Source organism: Streptomyces sp. NPDC085900, from assembly GCF_044540925.1.
Classification (GTDB): domain Bacteria; phylum Actinomycetota; class Actinomycetes; order Streptomycetales; family Streptomycetaceae; genus Streptomyces; species Streptomyces gilvifuscus.
Window position 1 is genome coordinate 468042 of the sequence record NZ_JBITSP010000007.1, and the last position, 15748, is coordinate 483789.

Consider the following 15748-nt stretch of genomic DNA (forward strand, 5'->3'; position numbering starts at 1 on the left):
GGACATGGCCGGGCGGGGCCACCTGGCGGGCTCGTTCGCCCGCCGGTGGCCCCGCCGCGTGGTGTGCCTCAGCCCGCGTGGCCGACGGGGCGGCGCTTCGGGGCGGGCTTCTTCGGGGCCGGCTTCCTGGCGGCGGCCGGGGCGGCCTTCTTGCAGTCGTTCTTCTTCACCGGGGCGATCTTCTTGAAGCTCATGTCCGTGCCTTTCCTTATTTACGTGCGTGAATCTGGGGTAAGAATTCCGTCAGCGCTGATGGCCGACCGGTCGGCGCTTCGGGGCGGGCTTCTTCGGGGCCGGCTTCTTGGGGGCGGCCGGAGCGGGCTTGTGCTGCTTCTTGACCGGGGCGATCTTGTGGAAGCTCATCGCGCTCTCCTTGGATTCGATGTCGTTTGCGCCGTTCGCTTTCGACATGGAAAACACTACGGCATTCCCGACAGCGAAAAAGGCCAATTCCACTTAGAGGTTCCTGAGTTGATCCTGTGAGAGATTCTTATGTCAATTCAGGAACCGAACCCGCGCTTACACAGAATTTAAAAGGAAAGGGGCCCGGCGCCTGTCGGCACCGGGCCCCTGACCGGGGAAGCGGCGGCTACTGCACGATCGTGATGCGGTTCGCGGCCGGAGGCGCGAGCGGGCCGCTCGCGGAGGAGTTGGCGGTCAGGTACTCCGCCAGCGCCGCCAGGTCATCGGTGCCGACGAGGTCGTTCGTGCCCTGGCCCAGCGTGGTGAAGCCGTCGCCGCCGCCCGCGAGGAAGCTGTTGGTGGCGACACGGTAGGTGGCGGCCGGGTCGATCGCGGCGCCGTTCAGCCTGATGGAGTCGGTGACCACACGGTCCGCGCCCGTCTTCGTCAGGTCGAGGGTGTACGTCAGGTTGGCCGACGGCTGCAGGATCTTCGGCGCCGCCGTGTTCGTGCCGCTCACCTGCTCCTTGAGCACCTGGATCAGCTGGGCGCCCGTGAAGTCCTGCAGGTTCACCGTGTTGGAGAACGGCTGCACGGTGAAGCCCTCGGCGTAGGTGACGACGCCGTCGCCCTCGGCGCCCTTGGCCGCATAGGTCAGGCCGGCCCGCACACCGCCCGGGTTCATCAGCGCGAGGTCGGTCTCCGGGTCCAGCTTCCTGCCGTACGCGAGCTGGGCGTCGGCGATCAGGTCGCCCATCGGGGACTCGGTGCCGGTGTTGGGTACGTCGGCGGAGATGTAGCCGATGGGACGGTTGCCGACCGGCGCGGCGAGGGTGTTCCAGCGGCCGATCAGCTCGGTCATGTCCGGCGCCTTGGCGACGGTCCGGGTCACCACGTGGTTCGCCGACTTCACCGCCGTACGGACGATGTCCCCGGTGCGACGGTCGTAGGTCAGCGTGGTGTCGGTGTAGAGGCGGCCGAAGGACGCGGCCGAGGTGACCATGCGCGGCTTGCCCGAGGGGTCCGGGATCGTGCAGACGTAGGCCGCGTGCGTGTGACCGGTGACGAGCGCGTCAACGGACGGGGTGATGTTCTTCGCGATGTCCACGATCGGGCCGGAGATGCCGGAGCCGGCGCCCGAGGAGTCGCAGTCGTAGTTGTACGCGCCGGAGGCCGGCAGCCCGCCCTCGTGGATCAGGGCCACGATGGAGTTGACGCCCTGGGCCCGCAGCACCTTGGCGTACTTGTCGATGGTCTCGACCTCGTCCTTGAACTTCAGGCCCTTGACCCCGTCCGCGGAGACGACACCGGGGGTGTCCTCCAGGGTCACGCCGATGAAGCCGATCCGGACGTCCTTCTTCTTCCAGACCCAGTACGGCTTGAGGATCGGCTTGTTGGTCTTCTCGTCGAGGACGTTCGCGGCGAGGTAGGGGAACTCGGCGCCCTCGAAGCCCTCGTCGGTGTAGCAGCCGTCGGTGGGGTGGCAGCCGCCGTACTGCAGCCGCTTCAGCTCCTTGGAGCCCTCGTCGAACTCGTGGTTGCCGACGGAGGTGACGTCCAGGTCGAGCTTGTTGAGCGCCTCGATGGTGGGCTCGTCGTGGAAGAGGCCCGAGACCAGCGGGGAGGCACCGACCATGTCGCCGCCGGCCGCCGTGATGGAGTACGCCTTGCCCTGCCGGGCCTCGCGCAGATGGGTCGCGAGGTATTCGACGCCGCCCGCGTCGATCGTCTTCGTGGTGCCGTCCGCCTGCAGTTCGGTGACCCGGCCGGAGGAGCCCGACGGGGGCTCCAGGTTGCCGTGCAGGTCGTTGAAGGACAGCAGTTGCACGTCCTGGTAGCGGCTCGGATGGTGGCCGCCGCCCTTGTTCTCGTGCGCGTCCGCCGGGAGTGCGGCGGCCAGGGCGCCGACGGTGGCGAGACCGGCGGCTGCGGCGAGCAGACGGTAGGTGCGTCTGCGGTACGGATACGGCTGGGAAGTGGCTGGCATGCGCCCCCCTGTTGGGTCTGCTGGATGTCGCCGAACGGCACGGCTCCGTCCGGCGCAGCCTAGGGTCAACGCGCGTAGCACAACAGGGGGTTCTTGGTTACATCCTGGTTTCCCTTTGTCCTCCGCTTTGCCTTTGGGTTCCGTTCGTCCCGTGCCGCCACTTTGCCGCGGCCGCCCCTTACCCTCGTACGCATGACCAGCGACGACACCGCACGCACGGGCCGCCCCCGCTCCATCGAGACCCACTCCGCGCTGACCGGCGAGCAGACCGAGGCCGTGCTCGCGCTGCTGGCCGAGGCCGCCCGGGCCGACGGCCGGCAGGCGGTGTCGGAACAGGGGCGCCTGCAGCTGCGCGGCGGCGCACGTGAGGGGGTCTCGCATCTGCTGCTCACGGTCGACGGTGAACTCGTGGGCTACGCCCAGCTGGAGGACACCGACCCGGTCGAGGCGCCCGCGGCCGAGCTGGTCGTCCACCCCGACCACCGCGGGCACGGCCACGGCCGGGCGCTCGGCACGGCGCTCCTCGCCGCGTCCGGCAAGCGGCTGCGGGTGTGGGCCCACGGCGGGCACTCGGCGGCGCGGCACCTCGCACAGGTCCTCGGTCTGACGCTGTTCCGCGAACTGCGGCAGATGCGGCGGCCGTTGACCGACCTGAACCTGCCCGACCCGGTCCTGCCGCCGGGCGTCACGGTCCGCGCCTTCGTGCCCGGCCGCGACGACGCGGCGTGGCTCGCGGTGAACGCCGCCGCCTTCGCCCACCACCCCGAACAGGGCTCCCTCACCCAGCGCGACCTCGACGACCGCAAGGCCGAGCCGTGGTTCGACCCGGCCGGGTTCTTCCTCGCCTTCCGCGGCGACGAACTCATCGGATTCCACTGGACGAAGATGCACGCCGAGGAGGGACTGGGCGAGGTGTACGTGCTGGGCGTGCGGCCCGGCGAGCAGGGCGGGGGCCTGGGCAAGGCGCTCACCACGATCGGGCTGCGGCATCTGGCGGGGCAGGGGCTGCCCACCGCGATGCTCTACGTGGACGCCGACAACAAGACGGCCGTCTCCGTCTACGAGCGGCTGGGGTTCGTCACGTACGAGACGGACCTGATGTACCGCACGGAGACCTGAGCCGCCCGGGGTGTCCTCAGGCGCCGGACGGGCTGAGGGACGGCCGGCGCCCCCGGCGCCACGCCCTTCTGCGCACCGGCTCGGGCAGGCACGCCCCCAGCACCAGCAGCGACCCGGCCAGCAGCCACGCCCACCGCTCGTGCGCCTCGCCCCACTTGGGGTCCCCCGGCGAGGTGAACAGCGGCCACCGCTCCGGCCACAGCAGCACGGCCAGGAGGGCCGTGAGCAGCAGCGCCGCCGCCACCGACGGCCCCGGCCGCGGCTCGTCCGCGAGGCGGACGGCGAGTGCGGCCCCGGCCAGCGCCAGGGCGCAGATCGCCGCCGCCTCCAGGGTGACGGCGCCCGTGGGAGGGCGCACCGAGGACGGGACGAGCAGGACCACGGCCGTCCACCACAGCACGGTGACCGGGGTGACCAGCGCGAGGCGGAGGGCGATGCGCAACGGCCGCCGGACCGGCACCGTCGCCGTGGTGTGGCGGGCTGGGTCGTCCAGGAGGAAGGCCAGGGCGAGGGCGTGGCCCAGGGCGGCGGTCCGCAGGAGGGTGAGGGCGGCCCAGGGATCGGGCGCCCCGTCCGACAGGCGGGAGAAGGCCACCGGCAGCAGCCCCAGCAGGCTGCCCGCGACCAGCGCCCGCCACGGCAGCGTCCGGCCCTCCGGCCCCACCAACTCCCCGATCAGCCTTCGCACGAGTCCCCGCCTCCCCTCGCCACCGCGACCCCCAACAGCCAGGCCGCGCCGGCCCCGATCAGCTTCCGCACGTCACCGCGCCTCCCTTCGGCACCCACACCCCCCGGTCTCCGCGCCGCACAAACCCTCCTCAGCCTTCGCACGAGTCCCCGCCTCCCCTCGCCACCGCGACCCCCAACAGCCAGGCCGCGCCGGCCCCGATCAGCTTCCGCACGTCACCGCGCCTCCTTCCGGCGCCCACACCGCTGGGGCTCGACGCCGCACAGACCCTCCTCAGCCCTCGCACTTGTCCCCGTTCCCCTTCGGCACCGTGGCGCCCAGCAGTCGTGCCGCGTCGGCCGTCGTCAGTTTCGGGGCCGTCAGTTGGGTCCAGTGCGCCTTCACCGCGGCCTCGACATCGCTCCGCGGCTTGCCCAGCAGTTCGCGTACGACGTCCGTCTGGGCCGCCGTCATGCTCAGCGGGTCCGTCGGGGCGAGGACGATCGCCGAACCGCTCAGGCTGTCGTCGAGGCGCACGTTGCGCAGGGACTGCGTCGGGTCGTCCTGCCAGGACAGGGCGAGCCACATCACGGTGACCATGCGGCCGTCGCACATCTCCCCCGCCGTCTTCTCGTCGCCCGCGACCAGCACGGAGGCGACGGCGGCCGAGAACTCGGGGACGCGGTTGCCGCCCCAGGCCGTTCCGACGGTGACCCGGTGGGGGTCTGCGGAGGGCAGGAGCGCGGAGTCGCTGTCCAGGCCGTAACGGGCCTCGATGCGCTGCCGTACGAGCAGGGGCTGGGTGTGCGCGGTGCCGCCGGCCAGGGACTGCACCTCGTGCACGACCTTCGCCCAGGTGGCCGTGCGGGTCGTCCACTCGGGGAACGCGCAGAACGTGGAGGTCTCGTGCCGCACGCAGGTCTGCTCCTTCTCCGGGCTGACGGAGGCCCGCTCCCGGGCGGCCCGCAACTGCGGTGTCACACCGCCCGACTGGGCGACCGCGCCGGCCAGCGTGAGCGCCAGCGCGCCCGCGAGACCCGCCTTCAGCACCCGGGTCCGGCCGCCGCCCGCCAGTACGGCGCCGAAGGCCGCGAGGAGGACGAGGCCGGTGAGGTAGAGGGCGTGCCAGGCGGCGGGGCGTCCGATCAGGTCCGAGGGAAGGGTGTCCCGGTTGTTCTCGCTCACGACGGGTGACAGCCAGCGCGACCACTCTGCGTCGCCCGTGCCGGCCGAGAGGAACAAGGAGGCGGCGAAGAGGCCGACGACCAGGAGCGGGGCGGCGAAGGAGGACGGGACCAGGCGGGCGGCCAGGACCCCGAGGGTGCCGCACAGCAGGACGTAGAGGGGGCCGACGGCCAGCTCCGCGGGTGAGCCGTGGCCCACCGCGCCGGACCTGAGCGCCTGCCAGGTGAACTCGCCGAGGACGACCAGCGCGGTGAGCACCGCGTACGGGACGACGGACAGGACGTGCGCGAGGGTGCGCCGCCACGGCTCCATCGGCGCCACGTCGACCTGCCGGTCGGTGCCCCGCCGGCGGTCGCGCAGGGCGGCCCGGTTGACGCACACGAACAGCGCGATGCCCAGCAGCGCCGGCCCGGACTGGGTGGCCCGGTCGACGTCCTGCAGGGCCGGGTAGGCGTCCATGCCGTCGGCGGGGAACAGCAACCGCCAGCCGGTGTAGCCGACGTACAGCAGCAGCGTCGCGAACACCGGCAGGAACCACAGCTGTTGGCGGGCCTCGAAGCGGGCCAGCTCGATCACGGCCGCCCAGGGCGTGCGCCGCTCGGGCGCGGCGACGGGTGTGGCCGTCGTCTCCAGCACCGCGCTCATGCCGCCACCTCCGCGCCCGCGTCGTCCAGGGTGAGCAGGTAGCCGTCCTCCAGGGTGGGTTCGAGGAGGGTGGCCCCGGCCGGTGGGGTGCCGACGTTGCGGAAGGAGCCGGTGCCGGTGCGCCAGCCCGCCTTGGCGCCGGGGTCGCGTTCGGCGCTGCTCCACACCCGGCCGGCCGCCCGTTCGGTCAGTTCGGCGGGGGTGCCGTCGAAGCGGATGCGGCCGCCCGCCATCACCAGCACGCGGTGGCAGAGCATCGCCACGTCCTCGGTCTGGTGCGTGGACAGCAGGACCGTCCGGCCCTCGCCGGCCTGTGCGATCAACTCCCGGAACCGCATGCGCTGTTCGGGGTCCAGGCCCACCGTCGGCTCGTCGAGGACGAGGAAGCCGGGGTCGCCGACCAGCGCCGCCGCCAGGGCGACCCGCTGACGCATGCCGCCGGACAGCTTCTTGATGCGCTTGCCGCGTACGTCGCCGAGGTCGACCTCCTCCAGCACGCGCCGTACCTCGCGATGGCGTGCGCCGCGGTCGGTCAGCTCCTTGAGGATGGCCACGTAGTCGACGAACTCGAAGGAGGTGAAGTCGGGGTGGAAGCCGGGGGTCTGGGGCAGATAGCCGAGCCTGCGGCGCACGTCCTGGCGGCCGGCCGAGGTGGCGGGGTCGTGTCCGAGGACGGTGAAGGCGCCGGTGTCGGCGGGCACGGCGGTGGCCAGCACCCGCAACAGGGTCGTCTTTCCGGCGCCGTTGGGGCCGATGAGGCCGGTGACGCCCGGGGTCAGCCGCAGTGACACGTCGTCGAGGGCGCGGGTGCCGCCGAAGCGCAGGCCCAGCCCGGAGGCGGAAACGGTGGGTGTCATACGGCACTCCCCTGGAGGCGGTCGAAACGGTCACGTGAGAGGAACAGCAGCCCGCCGGCGAGCGCGGCGACCGCCGCCGCCACCCCCTGGCCGAGCGCGGTGAACGGCGCGAGGGTCGCCGTGGCGCCGTGGGCGTGGGCGTCCGCCGCGAGCAGCAGCGTCACCCAGGCGCCGCCGACGAGCGACGGGGCGAGCACCGGACCGAGCCGGGCGGACAGCGCCAGGCCGGTCGAGGTCAGGGCGAGCGCGGGCAGCAGCCAGGCCAGGACGCGCAGGCCGTAGCCGGGCAGGGCGAGGGTCGCCAGGCCGTCGAGGCCGAGGCCGGCGGCGAGGACGGCGACCGTGCGGATCATCAGCAGCCGGAACCCGTGCACCGGGGAGACCACCGCCATCTCGTACGTCGGGTCCAGCGCGGGCCCGTACGACAGCGCGACCCCGGCCAGCGGCAGCAGCGGCGCGAGGGCCAGGAAGAGCGTCGGCGAGTCGGCGGTCTGGGCGGCCAGCACGGACGTCACCAGCACCGCGACGACGGCGCCCAGCCAGGAGCGGCGCAGTACCGGAGTGGCCGCCAGCAGCCGGGCGAGGTGGTCGGCGACGCCGACCCGCAGCAGCAGCCGCTCGAACAGCCCCGGGCGGGGCGCGTCGAGTTCGGCGTCCAGGCGCTCCCAGCCGGCGTCGACGGGCTCGCCCACGGAGGCGAGCACCTCACGGCACCGGCCGCACGTCATCAGGTGCGCGTCGGCGGACCACAGCATCGGCGCCGCCAACTCGCCCCGGGCGTAAGCCCGCAGATCCCCGTCATCCACATGCCACGTCACAGCGTCACCTCCCGCACCCACCGGGCCCGAACCCACGTGCCGCCGACGGCACGTCGACGGGCGCGCCGACGCCGCAGGCCCCGATCGTCTGTCCGATCGCTCATGTCAGCGCCTCCCGCAGTTGCTTCCGGGCACGCATCGCCCGTGTCTTGACCGTGCCCGGCGGGATGCCGAGCAGGACGGCCGCCTCGCGGGTGGTCAGGCCGTCGATGACCGTCGCCTGCAGCACCGCGCGCAGTTCCGGGGAGAGCCGGACGAGGGCGCCCGCGAGGTCCCCGTGCTCCACCCCCGCGAGCACGCGTTCCTCGGCGGACGCCTCGTCCCGGTGCCGCAGCCGCGCCAGCGCCTGCCGCACCCGCCCCCGTGCCCCGTCCCCGCGCAGGGCGTCGATCAGCCGCCGGGACCCGACGCGCCACAGCCACCCGGCGACGTCACCGTCCTCGCGGTAGCGGGCCTTGCCCCGCCAGATCGCGAGGAACGTCTCCTGTACGACGTCGTCGACGACGCCCCCGTCGGCGCACCGGCCGCGCAGCCGGGCGGTCAGCCACGGCGCGTACCGCCGGTACAGCTCCTCGAAGGCGCGCCGGTCACCGTCCGCGGCGGCCCGCAGCAGCTCCCCGTCGCTTCTCGTTTCGCTCACGTCCCCTCATCGCACCGGGCCCGCGGATCGGTTCACGGGAACGCTCTTGACTTTCGCAGCCCCCTTGCACCACCCTTTCACTACTCAATTAGTGAAAGGGTGGTTGTCCGCGTGGTCGAGTACCGCATCGACCGGCGCTCCGGCGTCGCCACCTACGTCCAGATCGTCCAGCAGACCAAGCAGGCCCTCCGACTGGGCCTGCTGGAGCCGGGAGACAGACTGCCCACCGCGCGCGAGGTGGTCGAGGCCACCGCCATCAACCCCAACACCGTCCTGAAGGCCTACCGGGAGCTGGAACGCGAGGGCCTGGTCGAGGCCCGCCGCGGCCTCGGGACCTTCGTACGACGCTCACTGGGCACCGCGCCGGCCGAGTCCCCCCTGCACGGGGAGCTGGACGCCTGGGCCGCCCGGGCCCGCGAGGCCGGCCTGGACCGCGAGGACGTGGCCGCGCTCTTCACCGCCGTACTCGACAGACATTTCTCGGACCAGCACAGCCAGGGGGACCTCTCATGACGGACAAGGACGGCTTCGCCCTCGTGGCGGACGCCGTGGGCAAGCGTTTCGGCGGGCTTCGGCGGCCCGGCCGTTGGGCCCTGCGCGGCTGCGACCTCCGGCTGCCCACGGGCCGCGTGTGCGCCCTCGTCGGGCCCAACGGGGCGGGCAAGTCCACCCTGCTCGCCCTCGCCGCCGGACTGTCGGTGCCGACCGAGGGCACGGTCACCGTCCTCGGCACGGATCCCGCCTCGGCGCGCACCCGCGTGGGCTACGTCGCGCAGGACAAGCCGCTGTACCCGCAGCTCACGGTCGCCGCCACGCTGCGCCTGGGCGCCGACCTCAACCCCGAGCGCTGGGACGCGCGCACCGCCGAGCGGATCGTGGCCGACGGCGGCCTCGACCCGAAGGCGAGGGTCCGCGCGCTCTCCGGCGGCCAGCGCACCCGTGTCGCCCTCGCCCTCGCTCTGGCCAAGCGGCCCGAACTGCTGCTTCTGGACGAGCCGATGGCCGACCTCGACCCGCTGGCCCGGCACGAGCTGATGGGCGTGCTGATGTCCCAGGCCGCGCAGTTCGGCACCACGATCGTGATGTCCTCGCACGTGGTCGCCGAGCTGGAGGGCTCCTGCGACCACCTGCTCCTCCTCGGCGGCGGCCGCGTCCGGCTCGCGGGCGAGACGGACGACCTGCTGGAGGCACACCTGCGCGTGTCCGGCCTCGCGGGGACCGCCCTCGACGGGCACACCGTCGTCGAGTCCCGCACCACCGGCCGCCAGCTCAGCGCCCTGATCCGTCCGGCGGGCCCGCTCCCGGCGGACCTGCGCACGAGCACCCCCGCCCTGGAGGAGCTCGTCCTGTCCTACCTGCGCAACCCCGAGGCGCCCGGGACCACTTCGGCCGAGCCCGAGAGGGCCGCGCTGTGAGCGCGCCGACGCTGCCGGGCCTGCCCCGGACGGTCCTGCGGCTGCACCGCCCGGCGCTGATCGTGTGGTCCGCCTTCGTCGCCGCCCTGACCGGCTGGCTGATCTGGCTGAACACGGTGACGTCGAGGGCGGGCGAGCGGGAACGCCTCTACTGCGACCACCACGAGACCTGCAACATCCTGAACTGGCTGGACTACGGCCAGCGGACGGCCCTGGTCGCCGCACTCGTCTGTTACAGCTTCCTCGGCGTGGCCGCCTGGGCGGGCGCCTCCCTGATCGGCCGCGAACTGGAGTCCGGTACGGCCAAGTTGGCGTGGACGCAGGGCGTCTCCCCCGCCCGCTGGCTGGCCGCCGAGCTCGCCGTGCCCGCGCTGCTGCTGACGCTCGGCTCCACCACGCTGGTCCTGTTCTACCGCCGGGGCTGGAACGCCCACCCCGCGCTCCGGGACGGCGACTGGACCTCCGCCGCCACCTTCGTCGCCCGCGGCCCGGCAGCCGTGGCGTACGCCCTGTGCGCCCTGGCCGTCGGCACCCTCGCCGCGTTCCTGCTGCGCCGCGCCCTGCCCGCGCTCGGCGTCTCCGTCGCCGCGATGGGGGCGCTGGTCTTCCTCATGGAACGCCTGCGCCCGCACCTGTGGCCGCCGGTCACCCGCGTCACGGCGACCGAGGGCCTGCTGGCCCCGCACGCCTGGCAGATGGGCGCCGGGACGATCCGGGACGGCCACCGCGTCCCGTACCACGGCCTCTCGCCGTGCGAGGGCAACCCCGCCCAGGTCAAGCGGTGCGCCGACAGGCTGGGCATCGACGGCTACTACCTCACGTACCACCCCCAGTCCCACTACTGGCCGCTCCACCTGGTGGAGACCGGCATCGTGCTGGCCGTCGCCGCCCTCGCGGCCGTACTCGCCTTCCGCTGCCTGCCCCGCCGCGGGCGGGCCGTCGGGAAGGGGTCCCCCGCGTGACCGCGCTCGCCACCGACGCGACGGCCGGGGCACCGGCCACCACGGGCAGCCGCGGCCTGCCCGCCGTGATGCTCCGGCTGCACCGCCCGGCCCTGGTCGTGTGGGCCGTCGTGACCGCGCTGACCTCGGCCCTGCTGCTGTGGGCCCACGGCCCCGGCCAGGACGCGGCGCACGCCGACTGGCTGCGGTACTGCGCCGGCCGGCTGGGCTGCGTGTGGAGCGACGGGATCGCGGACTACGACCGGGCCCGCACGCTCGCCGAGACCGTCATGGCCGTGCTCCCGCTGCCGGTCTCGGCCTGGGCGGGCGCCGCCCTGACCGGCCGCGAACTGGAGTCCGGGACCGCGCGGCTGGCCTGGACCCAGGGCGTGAGCCCGACCCGCTGGCTCGCCGCGAAGCTCACGCTGCCCGCCGCGCTGCTCACCACCGGCTCCGCGCTCCTGGTCGGGCTGCACCACCTGGTGGCCGCGGCGCCCCCGTTCCCGTACGACTGGACCCGGCACAGCCAGAACCTGCCGGGCGACGGCGCCCTCGCCCTGACCGGCCCCCTCCTGGGACTGGCCTTCGGCGCCCTCGCCGGCCTGGTGCTGCGCCGGTCGCTGCCCGCGGCGGCCGCCGCCGTCGCGGCCACGCAAGCCGTCCTCGTCGCGACCGGCATCCTCCGCGACCGGTACCCCACACTCCACCCCTGGCTGCTGCGGACCCTCGAGAGCGGCCTCTACCTCACCGTCACCGCGGCCGCCGTGGGCGTCGCCTTCCTGCTGCTGCGCCGCCGGACCGTGTGAGGCATCCGATCGCGTACGTCCTTCCACGGGGGGATGGACGTACGTATCCTCGGGGCGGCTTCCCGCGCGCTCCCGCGCCGGCCCGGCCGGTGTGCGACGCACGGGAGCCGCCCCCGGATATCCCGCACGCCATGTGGCCGTAACCAACGGTTCAGACAGTCTTGCGACGCTCGGCCAATGACGCCCTCCGTACCCAAACCTTCGCCGCCCCCCGAGGGGCCCGCGGGGATCGGGGACGCCTTCCGTTCCATGCCTGCGCTCCCGCCCGCTGCTTCCGACGCGCCTGTATCGCTCGGAGCGCGGAAGAATGGGTTCATGAGTCAGCCAGAAACCGCCCAGGCACAGGTTCAGCACGCGCAGCCCTCCGTCGGCTCCATAGCCGCGCACCGGCCCCATACGGTGGCGGCCGTGGTCTCCGACCTGGAACCCGACATCGACGCCGACCTCGACGCGTACGAGGAGTCGCCGTTCGACGGGCCGCAACTGCCGCAGGGACGTTTCCTTGACCGGGAGCGCAGCTGGCTCGCCTTCAACGAGCGGGTCCTCGAACTCGCCGAGGACCCGAACACCCCGCTCCTGGAACGGGCCAACTTCCTCGCGATCTTCGCCAGCAACCTGGACGAGTTCTTCATGGTCCGGGTGGCCGGTCTGAAGCGCCGTATCGCCACCGGCGTCGCCACCCGTTCGGCCTCCGGCCTGCAGCCGCGCGAGGTCCTGGAGATGATCTGGGCCCGCTCCCGCGAGCTGATGGCCCGGCACGCAGCCTGCTACCACGAGGACGTCGCCCCGGCACTCGCCGAGGAGGGCATCCACCTGGTCCGGTGGAGCGAGCTGACGGAGAAGGAGCAGGCCCGCCTGTTCACCCTGTTCCGGCACCAGATCTTCCCTGTCCTGACCCCGCTGGCGGTCGACCCCGCGCACCCCTTCCCCTACATCTCGGGCCTCTCCCTGAACCTGGCCGTGGTCGTCCGCAACCCGGTCACCGGCCACCGCCACTTCGCCCGGGTGAAGGTGCCGCCGCTGCTGTCCCGCTTCCTGGAGAGCTCTCCCGGCCGCTACGTCCCCATCGAGGACGTCATCGCCGCCCATCTGGAGGAGCTGTTCCCGGGCATGGAGGTCCTGGAGCACCACGCCTTCCGGCTGACCAGGAACGAGGACCTGGAGGTCGAGGAGGACGACGCCGAGAACCTCCTGCAGGCCCTGGAGAAGGAGCTCATGCGGCGCCGCTTCGGGCCGCCGGTGCGCCTGGAGGTCGAGGAGTCCATCGACCGCGAGGTGCTGGACCTGCTGGTGCGCGAGCTGAAGATCTCCGAGGCCGAGGTGTACCCGCTGCCCGGCCCCCTGGACCTCACCGGTCTCTTCCGCATCGCCTCCCTGGACCGGCCCGAGCTCAAGTACAAGAAGTTCATCGCCGGCGTCCACCGCGACCTCGCCGAGGTCGAGTCGGCCTCCGCGCCCGACATATTCGCCGCCCTGCGCAGCCGTGACGTCCTGCTGCACCACCCGTACGACTCCTTCTCCACCTCGGTGCAGGCGTTCCTGGAGCAGGCGGCCAACGACCCGGACGTCCTCGCCATCAAGCAGACCCTGTACCGCACCTCCGGCGACTCCCCCATAGTCGACGCGCTCATCGACGCCGCCGAGTCCGGCAAGCAGGTCCTCGTCCTGGTCGAGATCAAGGCCCGCTTCGACGAGCACGCCAACATCAAGTGGGCGCGCAAGCTGGAGGAGGCCGGCTGCCACGTCGTGTACGGCCTGGTGGGCCTCAAGACCCACTGCAAGCTGTCCCTCGTGGTCCGCCAGGAGGGCGACACCCTGCGCCGCTACAGCCACGTCGGCACGGGCAACTACCACCCCAAGACGGCCCGGCTGTACGAGGACCTCGGCCTGCTCACCGCCGACCCCCAGGTGGGCGCCGACCTGTCCGACCTCTTCAACCGCCTCTCCGGCTACTCGCGCCGGGAGACCTACCGCCGCCTGCTGGTGGCCCCCAAGTCCCTGCGCGACGGCCTGATCGCCCGGATCAACAAGGAGGTCCAGCACCACCGTGCCGGACGCCCCGCGTTCATCCGCATCAAGGTCAACTCGATGGTGGACGAGGCCCTCATCGACGCGCTCTACCGGGCGTCGCAGGCGGGCGTCCCGGTCGACGTCTGGGTCCGCGGCATCTGCGCGATCCGCCCGGGCGTCACGGGCCTGTCGGACAACATCCGGGTCCGCTCGATCCTCGGTCGCTTCCTCGAGCACTCCCGCGTCTTCGCCTTCGGCAACGGCGGCGAACCGGAAGTGTGGATCGGCAGCGCCGACATGATGCACCGCAACCTCGACCGCCGTATCGAGGCCCTGGTCAGGGTCACCGACCCGGCCCACCGCGCAGCCCTGAACCGGCTGTTGGAGACCGGCATGTCCGACAACACGGCGTCCTGGCACCTCGGCCCGGACGGCGAGTGGATCCGGCACGCCACCGACGCGGACGGCCAACCCCTGCGCAACATCCAGGAGATGCTCATAGACGCCCGGAGGCGCCGGCGTGGCACAGCAACACCTTGACCCGACGGACCCCACGGCCGGGCCCGCCCCCACAGGCGATGCCCTCGCGGTCTACCTGCGGGCCCAGGCCACGGAGTTCCTCCGCGCCCTGCGCCAGTACCGGGAGACCGGGACGGCGCCGGGCACCGCCGAGGGTTCCGTCGAGGCGACGCGTGCCCTGCGCCGCTCGGTCCGCCGCATCAGCGCCAGCCTGCACACCTACCGGCCACTGCTGGACGCCGACTGGTCGGAGGTGCTGCGGCCCGAACTGGCCTGGCTGTCCGGCACGTTGTCGATGGAGCACGCCTACGCGGCCCGCCTGGAAAGGCTGTTGCTGGCCCTGCAGAGGCTGTCGGGGGCGGCCGTCTTCCCCGTGCAGACCGGCGTGACGATGGGCGACCGGGCCTCCGAGGCGGTCCAGTTGACGGCGCCGCACGCGAACGCCGGGCCCCCCTCCGCCACGCCGGACCGCGGCAACCTGACGGTCGGCGCGGCCAAGGCCGGCGCCCTGCTCGAACGCCAGCTCACCCTCGCCAGGACCCGCGCCCACAGCACCGCCCTCCAGGCCCTGGGCTCCTCCCGCTTCCACGCCGTCGCGGACAAGGTCGCCGTCCTGGCCAGCGAGGTCCCCCTCACCCCCACCGCCACCGCAGCGGACCTGCGCCCCCTGGCGGCCGCCGCCGAGGAACGCCTCACCGACGCCGTCGCCGCCCTCCCGCTCGTCACCGCGGGCCACCCCTACAACGCGGCGGCCCTCGTCCACGGCCTGTCCCCCGACCCGGCGCCCCACCCCCAGGACGCCCCCTGGCACCAGGTCCGCCTCCTGCTGCGCCTGCACCGCTACGCCCGCGAGGCCCTCTACGGCGACAAGGCCTCCCTCGACGTCCGCCTCCTCACCGCCGGCCAGGCCCTGCACCGCCACCGCGACGCCTCCGAGGCGGCGGCAGCGGCGGCGTCGGCGGCCCGCACCCCCCGGATCGCCCCGGCCACCGCGTACGCCCTCGGCGTGCTCCACGCCGACCAGCGCCACGAGGTCGAGGCGGCCCGGTTCGCCTTCCAGCAGTGCTGGCAGAAACAGGTGGTGAGCACGTGACGGCGCACCCGGAGAACGACGGCACCCTCGTCCAGGCGGCCGGCTGCGTCCTGTGGCGCCGCTCCCCGGTCGACGGCGACCTGGAGGTGTGCCTCGTGCACCGGCCGAAGTACGACGACTGGTCCCACCCCAAGGGCAAGCTCAAACGGGGCGAGGACCATCTCGAGGGCGCCCTGCGCGAGGTCGCCGAGGAGACCGGGTACACCGCGCAGCCCGGCGCCGAGCTGTCGACCGTCCGCTACTTCGCCCAGAACCGGCCCAAGCAGGTCCGCTACTGGGCGGCCGAGGCGGCCTCGGGCGGCTTCACGCCCACCGACGAGGTCGACCGCATCCTGTGGCTCTCCCCCGCCGCCGCCCGCAGCCGGCTGACCCAGCACCGCGACCGCGGCCTGGTCGACGAACTGCTGGCGACCCTGCGTCACGCCTGAGGACTCAGGTGCCCCGCGGCGTCCGTGCGGGCCTGACTGCGTGCTCTGCGGGCGGGCCCGCGCCATCCGCACACGCACCGGGCGAAACAGAATCGGCCCTGCTCGACGGTCGTCGTCCGGTGTTCCTCCTGCGCCACGCCGACAACGTTACCCGGGCCGGGTAAAGGGTTCGTACGAGCGTGACGGCTGCTGTCCACCCGTCGTTGAACGGAACGA

Annotated in this window: 15 protein-coding genes; 8 read left to right on the plus strand and 7 right to left on the minus strand. The window is 73.1% G+C overall.

Going from position 1 to position 15748, the window contains the following annotated elements; translation table 11 throughout:
* Positions 1–68 precede the first annotated feature (68 nt).
* Together ACIGDI_RS26185 and ACIGDI_RS26190 are read right to left on the minus strand one after the other, a co-directional pair.
* Positions 69–194, minus strand: a complete 126-nt coding sequence (locus ACIGDI_RS26185) for a hypothetical protein (RefSeq protein WP_399901046.1) — start codon at positions 192–194, stop codon at positions 69–71.
* Between the two features lie 395 nt (positions 195–589).
* Positions 590–2389: a bifunctional metallophosphatase/5'-nucleotidase gene (locus ACIGDI_RS26190; protein ID WP_399901049.1), complete on the minus strand. Its 1800-nt coding sequence runs from the start codon at positions 2387–2389 to the stop codon at positions 590–592.
* A gap of 192 nt (positions 2390–2581) precedes the next feature.
* Between ACIGDI_RS26190 and mshD the strand changes: the two genes are divergently transcribed.
* Positions 2582–3508 carry a mycothiol synthase gene (gene mshD, locus ACIGDI_RS26195; RefSeq protein WP_399901052.1) on the plus strand — a complete coding sequence of 309 codons (927 nt, stop codon included), beginning with the start codon at positions 2582–2584 and terminating at the stop codon, positions 3506–3508.
* A 16-nt stretch (positions 3509–3524) separates the two neighbouring features.
* Here mshD and ACIGDI_RS26200 read toward each other — a convergent pair whose 3' ends face one another.
* The 5 genes from ACIGDI_RS26200 to ACIGDI_RS26220 all read right to left on the minus strand — a co-directional run bounded on the left by ACIGDI_RS26200 (position 3525) and on the right by ACIGDI_RS26220 (position 8320).
* Positions 3525–4196 (minus strand): ABC transporter, encoded by a 672-nt coding sequence (locus ACIGDI_RS26200; protein WP_399901055.1) that lies wholly within the window; start codon positions 4194–4196, stop codon positions 3525–3527.
* Positions 4197–4469: 273 nt separating this feature from the next.
* Complete coding sequence (locus ACIGDI_RS26205) at positions 4470–6005, minus strand: ABC transporter permease (protein ID WP_399901058.1); 1536 nt, start codon at positions 6003–6005, stop codon at positions 4470–4472.
* Entirely contained in the window at positions 6002–6862 is an 861-nt protein-coding gene (locus tag ACIGDI_RS26210; RefSeq protein ID WP_399901061.1) for an ABC transporter ATP-binding protein, read from the minus strand. Before ACIGDI_RS26210 ends, ACIGDI_RS26205 begins: the two co-directional genes overlap by 4 nt.
* Entirely contained in the window at positions 6859–7680 is an 822-nt protein-coding gene (locus tag ACIGDI_RS26215; RefSeq protein WP_399901064.1) for a zf-HC2 domain-containing protein, read from the minus strand. Before ACIGDI_RS26215 ends, ACIGDI_RS26210 begins: the two co-directional genes overlap by 4 nt.
* 100 nt (positions 7681–7780) lie before the next feature.
* Positions 7781–8320, minus strand: a complete 540-nt coding sequence (locus tag ACIGDI_RS26220; protein ID WP_200705096.1) for an RNA polymerase sigma factor — start codon at positions 8318–8320, stop codon at positions 7781–7783.
* A gap of 111 nt (positions 8321–8431) precedes the next feature.
* Between ACIGDI_RS26220 and ACIGDI_RS26225 the strand changes: the two genes are divergently transcribed.
* The 7 genes from ACIGDI_RS26225 (at position 8432) to ACIGDI_RS26255 (ending at position 15532) form a co-directional block, all read left to right on the plus strand.
* A complete protein-coding gene (locus ACIGDI_RS26225) occupies positions 8432–8833 on the plus strand; it encodes a GntR family transcriptional regulator (protein WP_399901067.1) in 402 nt (133 codons plus the stop codon).
* Positions 8830–9735, plus strand: a complete 906-nt coding sequence (locus ACIGDI_RS26230) for an ABC transporter ATP-binding protein (RefSeq protein ID WP_399901070.1) — start codon at positions 8830–8832, stop codon at positions 9733–9735. Before ACIGDI_RS26225 ends, ACIGDI_RS26230 begins: the two co-directional genes overlap by 4 nt.
* Positions 9732–10697, plus strand: a complete 966-nt coding sequence (locus ACIGDI_RS26235; RefSeq protein WP_399901073.1) for a hypothetical protein — start codon at positions 9732–9734, stop codon at positions 10695–10697. The genes ACIGDI_RS26230 and ACIGDI_RS26235 overlap by 4 nt, the downstream gene beginning before the upstream one ends.
* Complete coding sequence (locus ACIGDI_RS26240) at positions 10694–11482, plus strand: hypothetical protein (RefSeq protein ID WP_399901076.1); 789 nt, start codon at positions 10694–10696, stop codon at positions 11480–11482. The genes ACIGDI_RS26235 and ACIGDI_RS26240 overlap by 4 nt, the downstream gene beginning before the upstream one ends.
* A gap of 315 nt (positions 11483–11797) precedes the next feature.
* On the plus strand, positions 11798–14032 hold the full coding sequence (locus ACIGDI_RS26245; protein ID WP_200705091.1) for an RNA degradosome polyphosphate kinase: 2235 nt from the start codon (positions 11798–11800) through the stop codon (positions 14030–14032).
* Positions 14013–15104 (plus strand): CHAD domain-containing protein, encoded by a 1092-nt coding sequence (locus tag ACIGDI_RS26250; protein ID WP_399901079.1) that lies wholly within the window; start codon positions 14013–14015, stop codon positions 15102–15104. Before ACIGDI_RS26245 ends, ACIGDI_RS26250 begins: the two co-directional genes overlap by 20 nt.
* Positions 15101–15532 carry an NUDIX hydrolase gene (locus tag ACIGDI_RS26255; RefSeq protein WP_399901082.1) on the plus strand — a complete coding sequence of 144 codons (432 nt, stop codon included), beginning with the start codon at positions 15101–15103 and terminating at the stop codon, positions 15530–15532. Before ACIGDI_RS26250 ends, ACIGDI_RS26255 begins: the two co-directional genes overlap by 4 nt.
* Positions 15533–15748: the final 216 nt, after the last annotated feature.